The following is a 24,638-nucleotide window of genomic DNA, read 5'->3' as shown; positions in this document are numbered from 1 at the left end:
TGTCCTGAGAATACCCGCATTCCTCAATAAGAGAAGTCCGTCATCAGCCTACCTTCTTGGCAATAAAGAACACATAACCGTAAAATTCCTTATACTTGCCGTACAGTTCATCCTCAATCATTTGGAGTAAGCTGAACTCTTCGGCAATTTTATTACCGGCATATTTCTTACGGAAAATCTCCTGAGCCGCAACCTTTGAAGCAAAGTAATGCTCTGTCCAGCAATTCTCCGGCAAAATGAATGTAGCAACGGGAAGATAACCTGCCTTGTACAACTTGGTCACCTGATTGGGAAGTGTATCCATTTCAGAGTAAGCGTCCATCCAGAAGTCATTGATTTCCGCAGGGCGTTCGTCCGTAAACCATGAACTCTCGGAGACGGCAATATACCCTCCCGGTTTCAGATACTTACGCCACTCCTTCAAGCCACGTTCAAAGCCAATGTTATAGATAGCACCTTCACACCAAATCATATCCAGCTCCTCCTCACCGAAAGGAAGGGCATCCATTGAACCGACAATTCCTTTTACTCTGTCCTGCAAGCCTAACTGCCTTGCATTACGGTTGAAGATATCAATAAAGCCGGGAAAAAGGTCAATTCCTGTAATCCACCCCGGCACATGGCCAGCTACTACCATTGTCTGGCCACCCGTTCCACAGCCGATATCGGCAATAAAGGATTCATCGGTAAGACCGTCTACAAAGCTCAATGCCTTCAACGTCGCTTCAGGACTGCCAGGGCCTTGTCGTTCCATATTGGAGAAAAAGTCACAGATTAAATTAAGTTCGAAATCGTGGATAGTTTTATTTTCGTTACTCATTTTCTTACTATATTTTGCATATACGGAAAGTATCACAATACCTTCAGCATAATATGCGGATTAAACTTGAATTATAACAATAGAAAAACACTCTCGAAAGAAGTTATCCGAGAGTAAACGAAGGGGGGACAATCTGTGCAGGGAACACAGATTGTTTACAAAACCAAATCCGATTTAAATGTCTTTGTCATACTGCAAAGATACGCAATATTTTATTTAATCAAAGATTTTACGGTTAATAAAGATTTTCCCTTGCACCGGGCGCATGCTGAAGAACCGCACCTACCACCTGGCAAGTATCCAGTTCCTTACAGTCGCCGCAAGTATTGAAACCTTTTTCGTACACACATTTGCGGATAGCACAATAATCGCTGCAATAGGCAAACTTCACCCCGTCTGCACGGCACCCCATACAATGGATGGTTTCCGGCGTAATTTCCGGCGTATTGTTCAGCACACTCCACTCTTTGGCAGTTTTCTCTCTCAGCTCATCGTCATTATTGACAGTGGCTATACGGGCGGCGCAATTTTCGCAATCCAACCCGCAACATGCAATTAATTGTTTCATCACTTGGTTATAACGATTTATGTTTGAGGATATAATGCCCTTTTTCCCGCACATCGATTCAGTAAGCCCAAAACTCACCCCATACCTTGGAACAGACACTCATTTACCGACAGTCCTCAGCGTTTTCTTAACGATATACTTGGTCTCTTTCGTTTCACTTTCCCAACGCCTGCAAAGCTTCCTTACAAATCCGGATTGCGTCTTACTTGCATCATTTAACCAATTCCCTACGCTGTTCCGGGCATACTTGGAGTAATCTGATTTCAAAGGTTCCAATATCGGTAAGCCCAATGCAGGGTTCTGTTCCAACATTTCAGTATGCTTGCACCAGACACCTCGTGAACAGAAAACAGAAGAACAAATATAGCTCTGGCAAACGCCTTCCCCATATTTGTCCTTTTGTTCTTTTACCCAATAAATTAATGCGAATCAAGTTATCCTTCCGTCTTACTTTAGAACAGCTTCGCAGGATACTCACCCGCATCCACCAAAGCCTGAATCTTGTCGACTACACTCTGACGGTCTTCGGGATAAGTCACACCGAACCACTTGCTGGTTGTATCGAGCACTTCGCAGGTAGCAGTGCCATTGTTAATCAGCTTATCCACCATCAGCGGGATGAAGAATTCGCTTTTCAGATTCTCCATATTCTTCGGGTCGCTCAGGAAGCTCTTGAAAAACTCTGCACTGTAAGCAAAGTAATCGGGAGTAAAGCCCCAGAAGTTCATGCTGACCGGAGTCGTCTCGGGAGTGGCAGTCCATTCACCGTTATCATCGATGTACTTCACCTCGCCGTCCATACGCTGAATCTTGGTACGCTCTACTACAGAAGTCAACAAGTTGTTTGCATCCGTTCCGCACAAACCACGGGATACGGTACCGCTTTCGCTCAATGTATTACCGATGCGGAAGCCTACCATGGAATATACATTTTTGGAACCTTCGGGAAGGGCTGCAAGAAATTTGCCCATTACCTGGAAGGAATCACGACCGTAGAAATCGTCGCAGTTGATAACAGCAAACGGTTCCTTTATTACATCGGCACCCATCATTACAGCATGGTTGGTTCCCCAAGGTTTGGTACGGCCTTCGGGGCAGGTGAAGCCTTCGGGAAGGTCATCGATGGACTGGAATACCAGTTCGCAGGGGATATGGCCTTCGTATTTGGAAATAATCTTGTCGCGGAAATCCTGCTCAAAATCTTTACGGATTACGAAAACGAGCTTTCCAAAACCGGCATTGATGGCATCGTAAATAGAATAATCCATGATAGTTTCGCCATTCGGGCCCAGTCCGTCCAATTGTTTCAAGCCACCATAACGACTGCCCATGCCGGCTGCCAATAAGAATAAAGTTGGTTTCATATTTAGTTATTATTTAAAAAGGTTAGTATATCACAGTTGATAACGGCTGCAAATGTACAAAAATTTATGGCTGACAGAAGGGAGTTTTAGTTCATTCTTTACCACTATCCGTTCAAAAAGGTACATTTAGAACGGATAACCGATGGCAAAATGCAACGCCATGCTGTCCTTGAACTTGGGAATATTATAATACCCCGACTTCCCGGTATCATACGGATCATGCAGCCCGATACCCAAGTCCAGACGAAAAACAAGAAAGTCCAAATCGTAACGCAAGCCAAATCCCGTGCCCAAAGCAATCTGTTTCGGGAAATTCTTCAACGTAAATTCACCATTCGGGCGGTTTTCATCTTTACGCATCAGCCATACATTGCCGGCATCCAAGAATACGGCTCCATGCAAGTCGGCAATCATACGGAAGCGATACTCGATATTGGCTTCCATGCGAATATCACCCACGTGGTTGATATAGGTATATTTCCTATCCGTCTCGGGAGGATAACCGCCCGGACCTATACTGCGTGCAGAAAAGGCGCGCACACTGTTGGCACCACCGATATAGAACTGTTCCGTATAAGGTGCGGTCGTAGCGTTGCCATACGACCATATTACCCCTCCCGCAATACGCGAAGCAATCATCTGGTTCTTGTCTATCCGGTAATGGTACCTGAATTCCGAGTTCAGCTTCAAGAACTGTGCAAAAGGTACACCGAAAAGCTTCTTCCCTTCCTCACTGAACGACTTGCCGAAAATACGGTAAACAGCAGAAGTCAGGTTACCGGCCGACGCAACGGTGGTCTGCCACCAGATGGGGTTACGCTTGCCGCGCACGGAAGCGTTGTCATAAGTATAGGTGTACTCCATGGCAGGAATGAACTGGTCGCGCAAACTAACGTAGAGTGCCGGATTCTCGGCACGCAGTGTATCGAAAGCGGCAGTAGGATTGCGCAGTACATTGAATGTCAACCGGAAAGGAGTTATACTGTGCCTGGAAGTCGATTTGGGCTGGAAGTCATAAGTGACATTACCGCCAAAAGCCAACAGCTTATAATACTTGGCACGGTTCATCTGGTCGGCATACAAACGGAAAGTCGTTGTAGCCGGGAAGTCATACTCACGGTCGCCCATCCTGGGAAACACCACGCGCGGAAAGATAAGCGAAGTGGAGATACCCAGTTCATAGCTGTTCATCAGAGAAGAGCTTGCCTTGCCCGTCTGCCATTCGTACGAACCGTTCAACTTCACATTCCAGCTTTCACCGCCACCGAAGACATTATTCTTCGTCACCGTAAAAGCGGCACCCGGTCCCGTCTGATTATTGCTCTTCATAGTGACATTAAAATCCAATTCCGCATCGTAGGGTTTATCGAGCGCGGCAATGACCTTCACATCCAATGTATCAGACACAAATGCCGTATCACGCGGTATATACTGCATCTCCGCATAACGGAAAATACCGACGCTTGCCAGGCGCTCCTGAATACGGGTTTGACGATATAAGCTATACAAACTCTGCATAGAACGCTGGCGGGCAATACCTGCGCTGTCCTGTATCTGACGTTTCCGCCGATAACCTTGATAGTTCAACCAACGGTAAAGCATGTTGGGACGTACCGGTGGTTTGTTGTAGTAATGTATGGTCAAGCCTTTGTAATCCATGCTGTCATTGGGTTCCTGCCCCTGCTTTCCAAGAAGATAGACGGATTTACGCCCCACACGAAACTGCTTCTCGGCTACCTTTGGCATACCGGGAACGGGAATCAAGCGCATCTGGACATGCCCATTGGGAACCATCATGGTATCGGCCTGATAGGTTAGGTAGTCGGGACGGAAATAATAACAGCCCACATTACGCAGCAGGGTACTGATACGGGTACGCTCCCCATCCAGATCAGCCACATTGAATTGTTCTCCCGGACTGATAAGGGAACGTCGGCGCCCCAGCTCCATAATGCGAGTGGTACGTTGGTTGAAACCACGATAGTACACCGTATCTATAAAGTAAGGATTACGCATGTTCACCGTATATTGCAACTTTGCCTTCAGCGAGTCTTTCGGGTCGATAAATGTCTTGTAGCTGACGCTTCCGTTGAAATAGCCGTAATCGCGCAGCAAGTTAACCGCCGCCTTCTGACGTATATCGGGATTCACCGTAGACAGAAGCACCGGAGTGGCGGCAAATTTATTGAATATCCACTTTCCGAGTCCCTTCTCATACTTCTGGAAACCATTGTAAATCCACAGTCCGAAAGGAAAGGGATAGCGGATAGTAGAGCTCCCCAGCAACGAATTGTTCGGTGCCGTAGCAAGGGCGGCTTCCACCTCTTCCATGGCAATCTCGCCAACAGACGTTTCACTGCGGTTCAATACAATCATCGGCTTTTGTCCGGTATAGAGTATCTCCCCCTCGGGCAAGTGCTTCGTGGTGGAGCAACCTGCCAGAAATATCAATCCTGCAATATATAATATCAGTCGTTTCATATCACATTCCTACTTTTTCATATCGCTGTTTTCAGCCTCCGGTTTTATCTTTTTCTTCCTGAAGATGAAGAGTTCACCCAACCGGTCCATCTTCCGGCGCAGCACAAGGCCAACACCCGTTTCGGTTATCTCACCGTCGAGTATGCTTTCGTAGTTCTTATTATGGAATACACGGACATATCGGGTACCCGACGCATCAAGACGGTATTCCAGCGATATATTGTCAATGAATGATTCCGCATCGTTCGTCGCATTGGCCCCGGTGGATACTTTTCCACCGATGACTATCTGTACGCGATCGTTGAAGAAACGCTGGGAATAACGGAAACTGAAGTCTTTCTGCGTGTCGCCCGTTTCAGCAGAGGTACGGTCTTCCACACCTACACTGATATTGGCACCTTTTATACCTCCCGCCAAGGAGTTTATCTGGCTCTGAAGCACTGAGTTCAAGGCGGCTCCCATTGACAAACCTCCTCCTTTGGCGCCGCTATTCAAGTAAATACCCGTAGCAAGCATCGCAATAGCCTGCTTACTACGCTCTTCTGCCCCCATTGCCTGCAGCTCATTCTCTACTGTGCCATCTTCGGGCGCCGAAATATCGAATATAAGATCGGGAGCGTCAAGCCTGTTCTTGATGGAAATGGAAACATCGAAGTTCACCATGCGCGAACCGTCCCCGTCACCGTCGGCCACAGAAGCACGCATACGTTCCGTAGCCTTTAGGCTTAGCGTAGGATTCATAATATTCCCTCGCCAATCCACATAACTGCCGGGATTGAACTGAAACTCCTTCAAGGGGATGATAGGCAGCGAATATTTCATGACGCCACCCGAAAGGGTATAGCGTCCGGTAAGGCTCATATCCCCTTGGGGAGTATACTGCATATTCAAATCACCGCCACCTTCCAGTTCGATGTATTTGCTGCGGTCGGGACTCAAGTCGGCACGAAGACGGACAGCATCGTCAATATGGACGGACATATACATTTCCAATCCTCCCAACGACATGGCAGGAACTTCATCCGCCTTTACCGACGTCGTATCGGTGAATGAGGTAAAGGTAACCAGCCCACTGAGACGGTCTTCCACCGTTAAAGGGGAATCGGTCAACACGTAGGTTACGTTGGTATTGCCCAGCAGATTCATGTTTCCACGCATCGTGAGCCCGTCAAGCGGTCCCTTCACCGTGGCATGCAAGTCAACGAACACCTTTCCATATACCAGACTTTCGCGGGTACGCGGTGCATCCAGCAACGTATAGTTCTCTGCCAGCAGATTGAGGTTGGCAGTAGGACGCTCCATATTCCGGAAATCAACCTTACCGTCAATCGTAAACGGATTCTTGCTGGTGGTATAAATGGCAAACTTATCGAATATCAACTGATTGTCCTTTATCTGCACCGGACGGTTGTCGAACCAGTAACGTGCTCCCGCCTGGCGTGCATAGACAGACACACTGTCCAAAACAATATCACCATGCATTTGAGGCTTATCCAGCGAACCGTAAATATAAAGCCCTCCATCAATATCTCCGGTAAAGGCCACCATTTGGTCAGGGATGAATGCATTGGCCATCTTCAATGGGAAATGCTCGAAACGAGTGGACACTTCCAGAGTATCCTTTCCGTTCTTCTGCGTCAAGATACCGTCGGCGGTCATCACTTCTTCGTTATCATGTGTAAAATAGGTATTCAAATAGTGCGTATTCTTGTCGCCCGGCAACCAGGTAGCCCCCAGACCTATATCTCCAACCGGTTGGCGTTCGTAGGTCAGTTTCTCTACATTGGCTTCGGCGGACACCTGCAGGGAAGTGGCAGTCTGTATATAATTTGCTTCGGCGGAGAACAATCCCGTAAGCCGAGGCATATAAGGAAGTACCTCCGTAAGTTCATCCAGGCGCAATCGGCTCAGTTCTACGTTTATATTCTGCAAGGAAAGGGTATCATTCTTGTCGGATTGCATACGGAAACACAGACCATCGTCGCTGTCCATATCAATATTGGCATAGACGCGCATATTCTTATGCAGATAAATCCAGTTACTATTGTCCGCAAAGTGGAATTTACGGAAAGCGATAATCGGCTCGGCAGGAATAAGGTTCAGCAGCACACCATCACCGCGACCATGTCCTTCGGTCAACGGACGGGCGTTAATACCGAACAGCACACCGGTCTGCCCTTTTCCATCCACATAATCCACAGTCAGCTCCGCATCTTCATTACGGACTTCACCCGTCAGTGTACTGCGGAACACAAACTGCGGGTTCTTGGGGCCGTTTATGACACCACCTTGCAACTTCATGCGGGCAGTATCCTGCTTTACTGTAAAAAATATTGTATCGAGCTGCAAGGAGTCCATGCGCAATCCGTGAACAGCTGTACGCCCATTGATGCCGACTTGCGGAGTAAATCCGAAGCTCAGTTTGAAATCATTATAGGAAATACCCTTTGCAGCCAGGAAATAGCTGACGGGATTCTGGTTACCGGCTTCCAGATGCATGCCGGCTGAAGGAAGGACTTGTCGCAAAGCGGCATGGTCCAAACGCCGTTCATCAATCTGCTTTGTCAGGATAGAGACAAATTTATCCGACTGTTCCATCAACTTCTTCAACGTGCTATGAGCGCGGAAACGCAGATTCAAGTCACCGGCATCAAGCCTCAACTCGAGAGAATCATGACGTGCCTCCGCTCCCATTGTAAAGGCAAATGGGTGTTTCAACGGTCGGGGCACCAACCCCAGCTTGTGCAGATTCACCTCTTCCACATTCAAATCCAAAGCGCCATCCAGATAGCTGCGGTCAAGACGCATATCTGCATTTCCCTGCATCTTGAGAAGAACATTATCGCTGGCAAGACGGACAGTAGCAACGGATGACTTGAGTCCGGCATGCACATCCACACCGGAAATGTCCCAATGGCCATACTGTAGTTTTTCCAAGGAGGCATTCAAAGCAGCCACAGTCTTTCGTGATGCCACATCCACCCCTTGTCCCTTAGCGGACATCTTTACCGTAAGAGTATAAATAGAGTCCTTGGGCAGGAAGTGATGCACCTGCAAGTTGTTGATGGCAAGGTCGGCATGGTAGGCTTCCGTAGCAAGATTATAGGCGGCATCCAGATTCAAGGCGCCTTCCTTCTCCTGCAGTTTCAGGGCGGCAGTGCACTGCGCCCCCTCCATACCGACACGTGCCGCAAGGTGCATACTGTCCGGCACGATGACGGAGCCATCGGGAGCAATGTCAGCTAGTCCGGTCAGGAAGTTCAAGTTCTGCGTATGCATCTCGAAGTCCATGTTTCCATTGCGTTTCACACTGTCGGCCAGGTTCCAGAATTCTCCTCCCCCACTCAACGAAAAGGCTCCGGGCAGCTCAGCCGTAAAACGGGAAATCTGCATCTGCTTCAGGTTTCCTTCCGTACCGGCATGAATCACCAACGGACGGAACGGATAGGCTTCCTTGAAAGTTTCCGGCAGGCCACCGGCAAAAAGCAGTACATCCTGTTTGCCGATACGGGCATTGAAACGGGCTGTCAAACGGCCGGTGGTAGGTATATTTATCAGTTCCCAGTAAGTCTGTGCCGTAAGATTCATCTCACTATGAGGTGTCAGCAACTTCAAAGAAGGGATACGGATAACGGTAGAGTCGGCAAACAACCGCCCGGTCAGGGAAGTTACACTCAAACCGGAACGCTCATACATGGAAAATTCCCGGATAACGGCATTCATATCTCTACCGTAGTACATCACAGAATCAATGCCCATACGAATGTCGTGAAGAGCAATGTGCGAGGGGTCGAAACCTATCGCACTCCCCGGGCCGCCGGTATCATAATTGACAGAAGTTCCAGTCAGCAGGAATTTTCTCCAGCCATAGAACTGGTGTTTCAGGTCGGCAGCAGCGTCCGCAATCTCAGCATTTCCGATATGGGCTTTCAGCCCCATGGAGTCCAATGGCATCTGTAAATCGACCGAGACGTTCTTCAACTTCAGGGTATGGAGTGTGACTTTCCAGTTTAACGCAGTGTCAGTAGTGTCCTTGGGAGTCTCAGTGGTATCTGCAAGCATTACCTGCACATGGGTATCGCTCAATTCTATATTATTGAGAATAGCATCTTCTTTTGTAAGGTCTATGCCATGGCTTTCGAAAAAGAAATGCCCCAGTACCCCTTTGATGCACATACCTTCCATTAAATTGGAAGAGTTAACAGCAACTTGTTTCAGGGTAATGTCATCCACCTCCACTTTCCCTTTGAGTAAAGGCCATGCCTGCACCCGCACGTTCAAACTTCCAAGATTCAGCAAAGTATCGGGATGCTGCACCTCAACAGCACTGTGGGCAGGCTGTACCACCAATACACCGCGAACCAACAAATTCAAAGGAAAGCGAAGGTCAATCCGCTCCACAGATATGTCCATACCCGTAGCATCTGATGCAATTGCTGTAGCCTGCTTCCGTATCAAATTCTGTACGGGAGGCACATAGAGCAGTATCATCAATATTATAAACAGTATAATAGGAGTAAGCAGCACCCACAGTGCTATTCTCAACCATTTTCTTCTCATCGGAACGTCAATCTTTCATCGTATTTAAAAGTCCTACAAAGTAAACAATTTCTTTCGACATTTGGTTCCCGATAGAGAAAAATCATGTATTCTTCTCTGTTCCCCCATTACGGAAAAGCTGTTGCCTGAGTAATGACATCCTCTATCAAAACGAGGGCGGCAAGGGCGTGCTCTTTCAACTCTCCGGTAAAAGGCACTCCATGCGAAGTTTCCAACAGTTTCAGCAATGCAACCAGTTCCGTAGCTCCAATCAACGCAAAGAGGGGAATCATTTTGTGGGAGACAGCAGCCATCTCGTCCACATCCTCATTCTCCACAGCCTTCTGCAAACGCTCCGCATTGAGACGGGTTTCAGCCACAAAACTTTCCAGAATGGACTTTGCGGCCTCGGGGTCATCGACCGAAAAAACGGTGAGCGAAGAGAATTTATACCCCGGGCAAGCCGAAGCTTCCGAAACTTCCGTAACCTCCTTCCCTTTGTCCTCCACATTCAATTCATGCAGCAATTCACTGACGGTAAACGGCTTATGCAGGCATCCGGCAAAGCCATGCGCCGTAAATTCCTCACGCTGCATGTCACTGCGAGCAGTGACAGCAATCACCGGAACAGACTGTGCCTGCGGTATGTTCGAAGCACGCAGCAGTTTCAGTAAATCAAAACCATTAATAGCAGGCATCTGCACATCAGTAAGCAGAACATCAAAGGTTGCAGTGCGCAAGGCATCCAGCAATTCATCCAGTTGTAAACAAGAAACAGAATTTATACCACTCTGCTGAAGCATGGCGGCAGTAAGGGTAAGTTGAATACGGTCATCATCGATAAGGAGGACATTCTTCAATGAAGAACAAGGAACGGAGAATGAAGAATTGCCCTCCGGCGTGACAACACAGCCCAATTCTTCATCCTTCATTTTACGCCTTTCGCTCCTTACGGGATAGATAGGAATATATATCGTGAAAGTGCTTCCCTTACCTGGTACACTGTCTACATCAATCGTACCTTCAAGTAACTGTACCAACATACGGACGATGGAAAGTCCGAGTCCGAACCCTTCTTTACCCTGAGCACCCGGTAATCGGGTGAATTCCTGGAAGATACGCTCACGGTCAGCAGGCTCCATACCTCTACCCGTATCAGCAATGGCAACTACCAGTCGACGGTCCTCGTAACGGGCAGTCATGGTAATACCGCCTTGGTCCGTAAACTTCACGGCATTGGACAGCAAATTGTTGATAATCTGACGCAGACGCAAGGGGTCACAAATATAGGTACCGTCCAGCTCCGGGGCAATGTCGCAATGAAGCTCCAGCCCTTTGGCAGCCGTAAGCGGTTCAAAACTTATGTGTATCTCTTCAAGCAGGCGGGAAGGATGAAAAGTGACCCGGTTGACTTCAGCCTTGTTCAAATCAAGACGATGGAAGTCGAGCAAATCAACGACCAGCTTCAGCAAATGCTCCGATGAGGTTTTCATGTTGTCCAGATAGAACCGCTGGCGCTCATCCACCGTCAGACGGGAAAGCAAATCGGCATAGCCCATGATAGAACCGAGCGGGGCTTTGAAATCATGGGTAATGGCAAGCATCAGTTTTTCACGGACAGCAAGTAAATCTTCGGCACGACGGCGGGCCTCTTCCAACTCACGGCGGTACCGGTTGCTTCGGGTTATGTCGCGGCCGATGATAATAAGGAAAAAAACGGAAAGCAATACCGCACCTACGGCAATGCCACTGATAATCTTGGCCGAACGGCGTCGGACCGCCTGTTGATACTCGGCTTCCGTCCGTGCACGCAGCAGAGTTTCCGTCTCATAATCTTTCAGCAAACTGTCAATACGAGCGGTCAGCATATGGTCCAAGCGTTGCAGATAGCGCTTACGTCGTTGTATAACAGTGTTTACAGCTTTTTTCTGCTGGGCCACAGCACGCAGTTTCTCATGCAAAGAATCGGCCGGATTATAAGGTTCAATCACCGTATCCGTCGCAAATTCGAGGGAGGTCTTTACCTGGATAGCCGTATCTTTCTTTGGGGGGACAAACACTTCACCCAAACGACGGAAAAAACCCTTCTTCCGAGGGCGTGTCACGACGGTATCCCGATGTGTAATGATACGGTGCTGCACACGTTGCTGGGTCACTACTGAGTCCTGCTGGGCAATTATCTGCTCAATGTCACTGGTGGATACCATGCTGTCATTCGCCTCACTCAGCGTACGCAGCATTCTTATCGTATTGGTATCCTTCTCGCGTATCAAAGCTAGTACGCTGTCTGTCCATTGTACATCGCGGTCATCGGTAAGAATAAGGTTCTCCATCTCCCGGTGTACGAAGAACAAGGAAAAAAACAATACCGCCAGCAACAAAGTGTAGCCTACGGCAATCTTTACTTTGGAGACACTGTTCATATTATCAAATCCTTTCCCTGGTCTGTCTACGGAATCTCAGCCACAGCATCACCCCTGCACTGGTCAGTCCAAACGGGAAAGCCATCCAGACCCCCGTCAGTCCCCAGCCGAAGATGAAACCGCAGAGGTACCCTACGGGCAAAGATATAACAAAATAGGATATAAATGCAATAATCATCATCGGTTTCACATCCGAGATACCACGCAGGGCATTGGCAAAATTAATCTGCAATCCGTCACCGAACTGGTAAATCAGGAACGGAAAGAAGAGAGCGGCTACCATACCGGACACTTCCATATTATCTGTAAACCATCCTCCGACCTGACCGCGAAGTGCAAAGACAATACTCAACAGCACCACTTCCATGCATAAGATGACGTGAAGGCCAGCATACGCCGAACGGCGCACATTCTGCCCGTCGCCCTGCCCCTTAAAGTTACTGACACGCACAGCAACTGCAGCACCCATGCCATAATACATCATGAAGGTGAACTGAGAGACAGTGAGCATTATCTGATGTGATGCCAGAGCAAGTGTCCCCAGCCACCCCACCATGACAACACTGAGGCTGAAGGAAGCGGTCTCCATTCCCATCTGCATACCGACAGGCCAGCCCAGAGCATTGAGTTTCCTAAACATCGGTGTCGACCATCCCAGCCTCATGAATCCGAGTCTATAACGGATAAAACGGCGACTACGAAGCACAATCACCGCAAAGACCACGACCATCACAATGCGAGAGAACAAGGTACTTACACCCGCGCCAAGCAATCCCATCTCCGGGAAACCCAATTTTCCATTGATCAGAATATAGTTTCCTACGATGTTAAGCGCATTCCCTCCAAGCAGAATCCACATGGCCGTCTTGGTGTCGGTGATGCCATCCGTAAACTGTTTAAAGCCGTTAAACAACATGACAAAAACCAGTGAAGCAAGCAGCACTAGATAATAAGGCTTAATCAGAGGCAGTAATTCTTCGGGCTGCCCCAGCCGTTCCACATTGAAATACAGAACAGCCATGACAAGAGTCAGCAATAAAGCTACCAGCACATTGGCCACCAGACTGCACCGTAACGCTTGTCCGGCTTCGGCAAAACGGCGGTTACCGTAGAAGCCTCCCACAACCGGGGTCAGCCCGTAGCTGAACCCCGTACTGAAAATAATACAGAGAGTAAACAGATTGTTTACGAAAGAAGCGGCACCCAGCTCTTCCGTGCTATGATGCCCAATCATCAGCGTATCGGCAAACCCCAGCACAATGACTCCCAACTGCCCCACCACAATGGGTAGTCCCAGGAGAAGCAATGCTTTGTAGTGTTGCTTATACGTATCAAATAAATTTCTCATACTAAAGGTTTTCTTTTTGGTAATAAAGCACAATCCCATTTTCATCGCGGAAGGTCTGTTGGGCTACCCTATGAAGCTGTTCTGCCGTCACAGAGCGGTAATTGTCCACTTCACGGTCTATGTCTTCCGCCTGCCCGGTCAGTTCAAACCAGGCAAGGTTCGTGGCAACATTCAGATAATTGATGTTGCCGAATATCTGTGTAGACTCAAACTTGTTCTTTACTTTCTCCAATTCCTGCTCTCCAACAAACCCGGATTTCAACTCTTCCAACTCTTTCCGGACAGCAGCCTCGGCTTGCTCCAAAGATACGCCAGCAGATGGCTTTCCACTGATATGCAGCAGTCCGGCATCCCGTGTACCGGAGATATAGGCATCGAGACTGGAAAAGAGCTTTTGCTCCTGCACCAGCCTGCGGGTCAAGCGACTGGAACGTCCATTGCTCAGAATATCCGACAGAATATCGAAGGCATAATAATCGGCATCTTCACGACTGCACATGTGATAAGCCATGAACAAAGCATCCAGAGGAACATTCCGTTCCACCGTCTGCCGGCGTTCCGCCGTCTGTACAACTTCTTGCGGTAATTGTCTTACAGGCACATTCCTACGGGGAATAGGAGCAAACCATTTTTCAGTCAGCCTAATCGTTTCTTCCCACGAAATATTTCCGGTAACGGCCAGAACTGCATTATTAGGTGCATAAAAACGGAAAAAGAATTCCTTTACCTCATCCAGCGTGGCATTGGCAATGTGAGAGAGGTCTTTCCCGATAGTAGGCCAGCGATAAGGATGCGTTTGATAAGCCAAAGGACGAAGCAGATGCCCCACATCACCATACGGCTGGTTCAGACAACGTTGCTTGAACTCCTCCATCACCACTGCACGCTGCACCTCAAGACTTTGCTCACTGAATGCCAGTTCCAGCATACGGTCGGACTCCAGCCAGAAGCCGATTTCCACATTCGATTTTGGAACCGTCAGGTAGTAATTGGTAATATCATTATTGGTCCATGCATTATTCTCCCCACCTGCCAGTTGCAAAGGAGCGTCATAATCAGGAATATGCACCGAACCTCCAAACATCAGATGCTCAAACAAATGGGCAAAGCCCGTATGCTCGGGATGCTCGTCACGGGCACCTACGTCATAAACAATATTCAAGGCAACCATCTGCGTGCTGGTATCTTCATTGTGCACCAACCGCAGACCGTTGTCAAATATCTTTTTGTTTATCTTCATAAAATAGAATGACAGAATCTATCATCAATCTATCACTGTCACTTTTTTAATAACCACATCCTCTTCAGGACGGTCGTTACGATCAGTCTTGACCTTCTGTATTTTATCAACTATATCCATACCTTCCAGCACTTCACCGAATACGGTATATGCACCGTCCAAATGCGGAGTACCACCCATGGTAGTATAAGCCTTCACCTGCTCGGGAGTAAACTTGAACTCCGGTTCCTTGGCAACCTGAGCCTCTGCCTGCGCAATCAAAGAATCTTGCAAATCCATCAGACCGTCCTGGTCATTATTCTTACGCATCTTGTAGATTTCCTTCATATGCTTCTGGGCCAATGCATTGAAAGCATTGTTCAGGCGCATCTGATTCATCTGCTGTTCCATCCCCAGCAAGGTAGAGTCATTATACACTTTTCCAGTCACAATGTAGAACTGGCAGCCGGATGATGCCTTGTCGGGATTCACCTCATCACCCTGGCGTGCAGCCGACAAAGCACCTTTTTTGTGAAAATACTTCGGATAAACAAATTCGGCAGGAACAGTATAACCTACGTCGCCTGCCCCCAGCATCTTGCCTTTTGGAGCCTTTTTCGATTCCGGGTCACCTGCTTGTATCATAAAGTCCTTGATGACACGGTGGAACAGCGTACCTTCATACGTGCCGTCTTTCACCAGCTTAATAAAGTTATCACGATGTTTCGGGGTTTCATTATACAGTTTCACGGTGATGTCACCCGCACTTGTTTCAATCTTCAGCTTCGTTTCTTTTTCCATATTTTCCTCTTTCTTTTGTCCCGGCTTGCAAGCAGTCAAACCGCAAACCAGTATAGTTAATAATACAATTAGATTCCTTTTCATTTTGTTTTTTATTTAATTTAAGTTTGCAAATATACTAAAATCAGACAAAAGCACTTACCTTTGCCTACATAAAAGAGATAAAAGGCAAAAGCAATGACATCCATATTAATTGTAGAAGATGATATTACTTACGGCATGATGCTAAAAACATGGCTCGGCAAAAAAGGTTTCCAAGTAACCTCCACCAGCAGCATTGCCCGTGCTCAAAAACATATTGAGTCGGAAACCGTGGACTTGATTTTGTCTGACCTACGCCTGCCCGACAAGGATGGCATTGACTTATTGAAATGGCTGGGCGAACACGGCCTGCAAATACCGCTTATCATCATGACGGGATACGCTGACATACAGTCGGCCGTCCAAGCCATGAAACTGGGAGCCTGCGATTACATTGCCAAGCCTGTGAATCCGGACGAATTACTGAAAAAAATAGGCGAAGCCTTGAATGCATCATCCTCCGCTTTGAAACAGATGATGCATCCGTCCCGAACAGATGACGCGTTTACCCCAAACAGACCATCCGTCTCGCCCAAACAGACGATGCATTCCGACAAGATGAAAAATCAGTCTCAGAAGAGTGCAGAAGGCTCATTGTCTTCCTCCGACTTCCTCGAAGGAGAGAGCGACGCAGCCAAACAACTCTACAATTATGTGAAACTGGTTTCACCTACCAATATGTCCGTACTCATCAATGGTGCCAGCGGAACGGGCAAAGAATACGTAGCCCATCGCATCCACCAGCTCAGCAAGCGTGCCGACCGGCCGTTTGTAGCCATCGATTGCGGTTCTATCCCCAAAGAATTGGCCGCTTCGGAATTCTTCGGGCATATAAAGGGCGCCTTTACCGGCGCACTGACCGACAAAACGGGCGCTTTCGTCGAAGCCAACGGCGGTACCATCTTCCTGGATGAGATAGGCAATCTGAGCTATGAAGTGCAAATACAACTGCTGCGTGCTTTGCAAGAACGCAAGATACGTCCGGTTGGTTCAAACAAAGAGATAAGCGTGGACATACGTCTGGTATCCGCCACCAACGAAAATCTGGAGCAAGCCATCGAAAAAGGAACGTTCCGTGAGGATTTATATCACCGTATCAATGAATTCACCCTGCGCATGCCGCAACTCAAAGACCGCCGTGAAGACATCTTGCTCTTTGCCAATTTCTTTCTGGACCAGGCCAACCGCGAAATGGACAAGCAACTGACCGGCTTTGATGACAAAGCATCCCGCGCCTTATTGGAATACCCCTGGCCTGGCAATCTGCGACAAATGAAGAATATGGTACGCCGTGCAACCCTGCTGGCACAAGGCAAATTCATTACTATCAACGAACTAAGTGAACTGAAAGAACCTGCATCGGCCATCATCGGCATCCCTCTCCGCAATGAGGAGGCAGAGAAGCGTCAAATCATCGAAGCCCTACGGCAGACGGGAAACAACAAGAGCCGCGCTGCACAACTGTTGGGCATTGACCGCAAAACGCTGTACAACAAGTTGAAGCTTTATAACATATCCGACTAAAAGATGTGGAATAATTCCACACTCCTCTCCACACATTCCCCACTTTTCCACATTATACTACACTTTGCATAAAAACATATGCATCTAGTTATCAAAGCATTACCCAACAAACAATTCTTTTGGCACACCATTTGACTTGTATTAAGTACAAGCAACAAGCGCTACAACAAACAAGCACTTAGACTTAACAATAAGATATAGCAACCTAAAAGCAAATGAATTATGAAAAAATTAGTATTAGTAGCAGCCCTGTTTATGTTTGTTTGTGGCGGAACGTTCTTGGCTCAAGCTAAGGCTCCGGTAGAACAGCCGAGTAAGACAACAACCTTGTCTAACGACACTGTGGTAACGGATACTTTGCAGAAAGCCGAGAACGTCCAAGACACAGCAAAAGTGGCCCAATAACAGTAAGCACACTACAACAAAAAGCCGTTTCCTCCTTGTCTATTCTGGGAAACGGCTTTTTTAATTGATAGTTGATAGTTGTCAACTAAGAAATCACCAATGTCTTTCCGGATAAAGGTCATTCCACCATGCCGGACTATCCTGCAACCAGCGGGCAAACCAAGCCATAATTGAATTGTGCCACAATTCACGTTTTGCATAATCAAGTACAAAATGGTTTTCACCATCCACGGTAATAAATTCCACCGGCTTGCCCAATATCTTCAACGCATTATACAACTGGATACTTTCACCGATAGGCACGTTCGTATCTACCGTGCCATGCAGCAACAACAGAGGGGTATTAATCTTGTCCGCATTGAACAATGCTCCATGCTTCGTAAACAAATCGGGATTATTCCAAGGATAGCTATCGGCTGCCGCAACAGAGTTATAGGAATATCCCCAATAACCCTCGCCCCAATAGCTCGTCACATTGCTGATACCAGCATGCGAGGCAGCGGCAGCGAACATGTCCGTCTTAGTCTGCAGATACATCGTCATGAATCCTCCATAAGAGGCACCCAAACATCCGATACGTTTATCGTTGACAAACGGATGGGCTGCACAGAATTTCTTCGTACCTTCAATAATCTCATCGGCCGTACGCTCACCCCATGCATTGACATGGCGTGCAGAGAACTCCTGGCCGTACCCGATGGCACCACTGGGCTGGATAACATAAACCACATAGTCACGTGACGCAAACAACTGTGCACAGTACGGGGAAGTTATACCGCGGGTTGTAGGAGTCGTTCCTCCATAATAGTATACGATAAGCGGATACTTCTTGTTCGGGTCAAAAGACGGCGGCAGACAAACCATTCCCTTTATCTCCGTACCGTCCGAAGCTGTAAAGTTCCACTCTTCCATCTGTCCCAGCTCAATCTTATCGAGGATGGGCTTCATGGGGTTGGCAAGCAGGGTAGAAACTTTTTTCTTCGTGTCGTACGTATAGGCTACGCCCGTACTGGTGTTTCCTCCGCCCACATAGGCAGCCACAACCGGATTGTCATTGGCCAGCGTGAAGGAAATAATCACATCTTCTTCAAGCGGAAGCATTTCAAAGCCGCCCGTCTTCGGAACATAACGGTAGATATGCCTGCAATCCCCATCAGTCGTATCGAAATAGATACATCCGTCCACACGGTTCCACTGCACGAGAGACACCGTAGGATTGAAATCGCGCGTGATAGCCTGCACTTTTTTTGTAGCCAAATCCATAATGAATGCTTGGGTATCAAAGTCATTGGCTATGGGATGTTCACCGCAATTCTTGCCAATACCTCCGAAAGCAGACGGACTACCCGTCACCAGAAGCTGTTTCCCATCCGGAGAGTAAGAAGCACTTCCCAGATAAGCATCCCAGGCGACCAGCGTATCTGCCTGCAAGGTGGCCAAATCAATCTCGAAAAGAGAAGAGAGGGAGAAAGGGCATTGAGTAATGTCCGGCTTGGAAGTGCTGCACAACAGTTTCTTGCCATCCGGGGAAATATCATTCAGATAGACGTTGTGACTACCGTATGTCAGGCGCTCGGAAAGTCCCGTCGCCACATCGTATTTCATGAGATAATAGCGGTCACGAGAATTGGGGATACGGTCGTCCGGATGCAAGAGACGTTTCAACGGGCCACTCACCTTTTCGCCCTCGTCCGTGAGCATATAGATAAGATAGTCTTCTGTAGGAGACCAGCTGAAATATCCTTCGGGAACATTCTTCAGCAGCACTTCCTCACGCATCGTGGCGGGATCGAACACAACCAGGTCATTCTGCTCCTCGCCCATAACCGTATAATAGAGCTTGTTGCTGTTGGGCATCCAGTTCATCTTTTCATTGGCATTGGGCAATATCACCCGGCCAGTCTTTACCTCGGTCAGCTCACAACGGGTCCTGGAACGCTTCACGTCGTAATTGTCCGAATAGCGGGTCAGCAGATACTTGCCGTTGGGCGAAAGAGAAACCCTGCTCGCTCGGGAGCCGAAATTGGTGTTGAACAAAGAGAAACGTCTCTTCATGTCCGGTGCCATCCGGCAGGCTACATCGGCAAAGTCCTTTTCCTTTTCAAATTCGCATTTCAGCATCGGCTGCATCTTGTCGTCCGCGCTTGAAAGCAACTTGATGACAATCTCATAATCTGCTTCGGGGTCCATACGCAGACTGACAGCCGTAGGACGGACCTGCGACAAGCTGTCCTCCGCTGTCTCCTTGACTTGCTTGGACTCACCGTTTACAAACACCTCAAAACGGGCAGGGGAATATACATTCAGCTTGCCCTTCATGAAACGCTCCGCACGCAGATTGGTAGCAAACAGATAGAACAGATTGTCCTTGTCTGCCTTTGCCACAGCTACATATCCAGCCGTATCAGCAGCCATGCGTTCGTACGAACCCTCGTCGAAGTTAAGACTGACCTTCGTCTTCAGAAGATTGCCGATAGTAAACTTATCTCCCTTGAAGTTGACGCTATCACCCTGAAGGGGAGTACGCACCGTAACGGCCGGACGCACGTTATACTCAGCAACTCTTTCCTGAGCTTGGGCAGCCAATCCCGCAAGGAGCAGCAAACCCGACAAAACTGTGATTTTCTTCATTACTGTAAGATTAAATCGTTTCAAAACCATTCCATAAATTTCCGGGAGGGACGGGAGCCTCCACTTCTATCAGTTCTTTGGACACCGGATGCACAAAACGGATATACCGCGCATGCAGACAAATGCTGCCGTCGGGATTGGAGCGGGGCGAACCATACTTCAAATCTCCCTTGATGGGACAGCCCATCTTTGCCAACTGACAGCGTATCTGGTGATGGCGTCCGGTTTTCAAATCTATTTCCAACAGATAATAGTTCTGCGACCGCCCGATGAGCCGATAATGCAAAATCGCTTTCTTGCTGCCCGGCACCTCCTTGTCGTATGCATAACTCTTGTTCTGTTTCTCATTTCGCACCAGATAGTTCACCAATTCCCCCTCTTCCTCACGGGGCAGGTTCTTCACCACTGCCCAGTAAGTCTTCTTCACCTCGCTATTCTTGAACATCTCGTTCAGACGCGACAGTGCCTTACTGGTCTTGGCAAAAACAACAAGACCGCTCACGGGGCGGTCCAGCCGGTGGGTGACACCGATAAAGACATTTCCAGGCTTGCTGTACTTCTCTTTCAGATACTGCTTTACAGTTTCCGAAAGCGGTGTATCACCCGTTTTGTCTCCCTGAACTATCTCGGAAGCGGTCTTGTTGACTATAATGATATGATTGTCTTCGTATACGACAGTCATCGATTGTTAATGTTTAATGATTAGTGATTAATGATTAATGACTAACACCCAACTTCTCATTAAACATTAATCACTAATCATTAATCATTAAATTACATATTCATCCCACCATCTACCTGAATAACCTGACCGGATACATAAGAAGACATATCAGAAGCCAGGAAAGTAGCGATATTTGCCACGTCTTCGGGTGTGCCGCCACGGCGCAAAGGAATCTTCTTGCACCATTCAGCCTTCACCTCTTCAGACAAGGCGTCGGTCATGGCTGTCATGATGAACCCCGGAGCAATGGCATTGGCACGGATGCCGCGAGAGCCCAGCTCCTGAGCGATAGACTTGGCCAAAGCAATCATACCGGCTTTGGAAGCAGAATAGTTGGCCTGGCCGGCATTGCCGTGAACACCTACCACAGATGCCATATTGATAATGCTACCCGCCTTCTGGCGCATCATGATGGGTGTGCAGGCATGGATAAAGTTAAATGCCGATTTCAGGTTGACATTGATAACCATATCCCATTGCTGTTCGCTCATACGCATCATCAGACCGTCACGTGTGATACCGGCATTGTTTACCAGAATATCAATACGTCCAAAGTCCTTATGGATTTCTGCCACTACCTTGGCAGTGTCTTCAAAGTTTGCTGCATTGGAGGCATAAGCCTTTGCCTTTACTCCCAAAGCTTCCAATTCTTTTGCTGTAGCCTCGGCATTTTCATCAATCACCAAGTCAGTGAATGCGATGTTTGCTCCTTCTTGAGCGAACTTCAAAGCGATAGCCTTGCCGATGCCTCGTGCAGCACCTGTCACAATGGCTGTTTTTCCATCTAATAATCCCATATTATTTTAAAATTATTTATAAAATGTATTCTTACTTCTTTCCCAATGCACCAAGTACCAGACGGGTCACGTAAGTATCGCGTACCGCATCGTCCAGATTGGCTCCTATATGGCCGCGGATATAAGGTGTTTCAATACCTTTGACACTGTAATGCACAATCTCAGCAGTCATATCCAAGTCATCTATCTGGAAAACACCCTTCTCCATGCCTTCACGCAGAACCTCCTTGAAAAGCTGGGTCTCTGTAGCATCGAAACGTTTGCGCACTTTCTCCACTCTCCAAATATCCCGAAAGAAATTGGCACGAAGAGTACCATTCCGAAAGACAACCTCTTTTACCGCATCCAGATGGGTGTAAATCATTTCCATCAGTTTCTCGTCCGGCTGAATATCTTTCTCTACCACGTGCTTCATCATATCCGAAAGAATATCCAGCTCCGACTCGACAACAGCCAAGTAGATATCTTCCTTGCTCTTAAAATAGGTATAGAGCGTTCTCCTACCTTTCTTCGAAGCGAGGGCAATATCATTCATCGTGGTATTCTCAACGCCCATCTTTGCAAACAGCTGACGGGCAACGTCCACTAATTTAGCTTTTGTCTTCGATACGGTCATAGATTAATTGCACATTGCTTTATTATTTGAGCAAAAGTAAGACATTTCCGCATATCTTACAAGAAAACATTCATTTTATTAATGAACAGCCCTAAAAAGGAAGAAAAAAAGTAGGCTTATTATCGTTCTATTTATCAACATATTACTCATTAAAATCCACTTAACCTCAAAAATATCATGCATTTTATTTGCATATTAAATAAAAAGCCGTACCTTTGCACCCACAAAACAATAACATCGCGGAGTGGAGCAGTTGGTAGCTCGTTGGGCTCATAACCCAAAGGTCATTCGTTCGAGTCGGATCTCCGCAACTGCAATGAGGATAAAAGGTTTTAAAGACCGCTTTATCCTCATTTTTTATAATTGCCATCAAGGACAGAAAAAAATATTTGCGCAAATAATGTTTGTGCAAATTGCTTCCACACTTCCACCTCCTCTCCACATCCCTTTATTCATCGGTATTACAGATGCGGTGGAAGCAACTCAAAAGTGTGGAAGCAAAATTTGCTTCCACACCGTTTCACAAACAGAAATACTGACACACAAGAAGCTAACATGAAGTAACACAAGTCATTAATTTCTTGTATCACATCTTATTTATATCGTACCTGCACGAAATCAATATCCTGCAAACACGGTATTAATTCCATCTCCTCCCCCTTCAAATGCAATCAGAACGAATGCGTACAGCCACACAAAGCCAAGACTTCAATACTGTTTTCCTCTGTGCTTTATTCGGAGAATGAAGGTATTTATTACACCGGACATAAGGAATCAACAGCATGCAACGGCCATGATGCAATCGCCTAACGGCCATCAACAACTCGCTTAACAGCCGTCAGCAGATCGCCGCACGACCGTTAGACGCTGATAAGGCAATGAGTAAAAGGGAGCACTCCCCCATACACAAGCAAACAAAGCCCTATATACAACGGATTGAAAGCAGCAGTTTCCCTTATAATATCCTGATGAAAAGCAGCCCCAGCCCGATGGCAACGCCAGTCGAAACAAGTCCGGGAAGCATGAACGAGTGGTTCAGCACATACTTACCGATACGGGTAGTTCCGGTACGGTCGAAATTAATGGCTGCTACTACGGTGGGATAGTTGGGAATAAAGAAGTAACCGTTTACGGCCGGGAACAGAGCAACCAGTATCATAGGCGAAATGCCCAAAGCGATGCCCAAAGGCATCAGTGCGCGCACAGTGGCGGCCTGGCTATAAAGCAGAATCGACATGGCAAACAAGGCTATCCCGAACAGCCACGGCATTTGCCTCACCACTCCCTCGATGGACTGGGTCAACTGAAGCATGTTTCCCTGAAGAAAAGTATCTCCCATCCAGGCAATGCCGAATATGGCAATCACCGCCTGCATGCCTGCCGGGAAGACGGAGCCTTGCGTTGCCTTCATGCCGTCGGTGCGAGTCAGCAGCAAGATGAGGGCGGCGGCAGAGAGCATCACGATTTCGATAATGGCGGACATGCCGAGTCTCACCGTCTCGCCGTCTATCACGAAGGCAGGACGCAAACTGTCGAACGAACCAAAGAACACGATAAAAGCAGTGGCAAGGATAAAGATAAGCACGGACAAGACGGCATGCCGTTTATTGTGTATATCCTTTATCTCCACCTTCTTGACATCAAGATAGCCTTCGGTCAACCTCTTTCTGTACTCCGGGTCGTCTGCCAACTCCTTGCCCACCTTCATGGAGAACAAGGCGCCCACAAGTACCCCGATAATGGTAGCAGGAATCGTTATTTTCAGAATATCGAACAAGGTGACATCAAATCCCGCCAGCAACCCAAGCAGTGCGACGGTGGCAGCCGAAATGGGACTTGCCGTAATAGCCTGCTGCGAAGCAATCACCGCAATGTCCAGTGGCCTCTCGGGACGAATCTTGGTCTCCGTGGCAACCTCGGCAATCACGGGAAGCACCGAATATGCCACATGTCCCGTGCCGGCAACAAAAGTAAACAAATAGGTCACAATAGGGCTCAAGATGGTGACCTGCGAAGGATTCTTCCGCAACAACCGTTCTGCCAGCTTTACCATATAATCCAGTCCGCCAGCCGCCTGCATGCAGGATGCGGCGGAAATGACGGCGGCTATCATCAACATAACGTCAATGGGAGGTGATGTAGGCTGCAATCCGAAACCAAACGTCAGAATTGCCAGACCTATCCCTCCCATTACACCCAGTCCAATGCCGCCCAAGCGGGCGCCTATAATGATAGCTACCAATACGAATGCCAATTGCAAGACCATATACTCTACACTTTTTGATTCATGTGCAAAG

At 47.8% G+C, this 24,638-nt stretch carries 16 protein-coding genes and 1 tRNA gene; 3 read left to right on the top strand and 14 right to left on the bottom strand.

All coding sequences use genetic code 11. The features are described 5' to 3' along the window. Positions 1–43: 43 nt before the first annotated feature. The 9 genes from H1A11_RS18090 to H1A11_RS18050 form a co-directional block, all read right to left on the bottom strand. A complete protein-coding gene (locus H1A11_RS18090) occupies positions 44–820 on the bottom strand; it encodes a class I SAM-dependent methyltransferase (RefSeq protein WP_165491378.1) in 777 nt (258 codons plus the stop codon). A 235-nt stretch (positions 821–1,055) separates the two neighbouring features. Next, entirely contained in the window at positions 1,056–1,388 is a 333-nt protein-coding gene (locus H1A11_RS18085) for a DUF3795 domain-containing protein (protein ID WP_034528899.1), read from the bottom strand. Positions 1,389–1,840: 452 nt separating this feature from the next. Further along, positions 1,841–2,752, bottom strand: coding sequence for a nucleotidyltransferase (locus tag H1A11_RS18080; protein ID WP_005828584.1), 912 nt, complete (start codon positions 2,750–2,752; stop codon positions 1,841–1,843). Between the two features lie 126 nt (positions 2,753–2,878). Beyond that, positions 2,879–5,233: a BamA/TamA family outer membrane protein gene (locus tag H1A11_RS18075; protein WP_181757576.1), complete on the bottom strand. Its 2,355-nt coding sequence runs from the start codon at positions 5,231–5,233 to the stop codon at positions 2,879–2,881. A gap of 9 nt (positions 5,234–5,242) precedes the next feature. Beyond that, complete coding sequence (locus H1A11_RS18070; RefSeq protein WP_181757575.1) at positions 5,243–9,793, bottom strand: translocation/assembly module TamB domain-containing protein; 4,551 nt, start codon at positions 9,791–9,793, stop codon at positions 5,243–5,245. A gap of 107 nt (positions 9,794–9,900) precedes the next feature. Continuing rightward, a complete protein-coding gene (locus tag H1A11_RS18065; RefSeq protein WP_181757574.1) occupies positions 9,901–12,195 on the bottom strand; it encodes a hybrid sensor histidine kinase/response regulator in 2,295 nt (764 codons plus the stop codon). Between the two features lie 4 nt (positions 12,196–12,199). Beyond that, complete coding sequence (locus H1A11_RS18060; RefSeq protein WP_117599219.1) at positions 12,200–13,543, bottom strand: MATE family efflux transporter; 1,344 nt, start codon at positions 13,541–13,543, stop codon at positions 12,200–12,202. 1 nt (position 13,544) lies between these two features. After that, positions 13,545–14,783 (bottom strand): pitrilysin family protein, encoded by a 1,239-nt coding sequence (locus H1A11_RS18055; protein ID WP_117599218.1) that lies wholly within the window; start codon positions 14,781–14,783, stop codon positions 13,545–13,547. Positions 14,784–14,807: 24 nt separating this feature from the next. Beyond that, entirely contained in the window at positions 14,808–15,647 is an 840-nt protein-coding gene (locus tag H1A11_RS18050; protein WP_117966295.1) for a peptidylprolyl isomerase, read from the bottom strand. A gap of 93 nt (positions 15,648–15,740) precedes the next feature. Here H1A11_RS18050 and H1A11_RS18045 point away from each other — a divergent pair, with 93 nt between their 5' ends. Both H1A11_RS18045 and H1A11_RS18040 read left to right on the top strand, forming a co-directional pair. Beyond that, positions 15,741–17,168, top strand: a complete 1,428-nt coding sequence (locus H1A11_RS18045) for a sigma-54 dependent transcriptional regulator (protein ID WP_117599216.1) — start codon at positions 15,741–15,743, stop codon at positions 17,166–17,168. 222 nt (positions 17,169–17,390) lie between these two features. Further along, on the top strand, positions 17,391–17,573 hold the full coding sequence (locus tag H1A11_RS18040; RefSeq protein WP_005828596.1) for a hypothetical protein: 183 nt from the start codon (positions 17,391–17,393) through the stop codon (positions 17,571–17,573). Between the two features lie 93 nt (positions 17,574–17,666). On the opposite strand, the gene H1A11_RS18035 is transcribed toward H1A11_RS18040, so the two are convergent. From H1A11_RS18035 to H1A11_RS18020, 4 genes are all read right to left on the bottom strand, one after another. Then, a complete protein-coding gene (locus H1A11_RS18035; protein ID WP_181757573.1) occupies positions 17,667–20,204 on the bottom strand; it encodes a prolyl oligopeptidase family serine peptidase in 2,538 nt (845 codons plus the stop codon). A 10-nt stretch (positions 20,205–20,214) separates the two neighbouring features. Continuing rightward, entirely contained in the window at positions 20,215–20,886 is a 672-nt protein-coding gene (locus H1A11_RS18030; protein WP_005834903.1) for an RluA family pseudouridine synthase, read from the bottom strand. A gap of 92 nt (positions 20,887–20,978) precedes the next feature. Then, on the bottom strand, positions 20,979–21,725 hold the full coding sequence (fabG, locus tag H1A11_RS18025) for a 3-oxoacyl-[acyl-carrier-protein] reductase (RefSeq protein WP_117588701.1): 747 nt from the start codon (positions 21,723–21,725) through the stop codon (positions 20,979–20,981). Positions 21,726–21,756: 31 nt separating this feature from the next. Next, complete coding sequence (locus H1A11_RS18020) at positions 21,757–22,341, bottom strand: TetR/AcrR family transcriptional regulator (protein ID WP_005828604.1); 585 nt, start codon at positions 22,339–22,341, stop codon at positions 21,757–21,759. A 238-nt stretch (positions 22,342–22,579) separates the two neighbouring features. Here H1A11_RS18020 and H1A11_RS18015 point away from each other — a divergent pair. Beyond that, positions 22,580–22,652, top strand: a tRNA-Met gene (locus tag H1A11_RS18015). 644 nt (positions 22,653–23,296) lie between these two features. Here H1A11_RS18015 and H1A11_RS18010 read toward each other — a convergent pair. Beyond that, the gene (locus H1A11_RS18010; RefSeq protein WP_181757572.1) at positions 23,297–24,607 is read right to left on the bottom strand and encodes an anaerobic C4-dicarboxylate transporter family protein; all 1,311 of its coding nucleotides are present in this window, start codon (positions 24,605–24,607) and stop codon (positions 23,297–23,299) included. Positions 24,608–24,638 lie beyond the last annotated feature (31 nt).

It is taken from the genome of Bacteroides sp. CACC 737 (genome assembly GCF_013874375.1).
GTDB lineage: Bacteria > Bacteroidota > Bacteroidia > Bacteroidales > Bacteroidaceae > Bacteroides > Bacteroides uniformis.
Note: the sequence above shows the minus strand (reverse complement) of the source record. Positions and strands in the feature narration are given on the sequence as shown.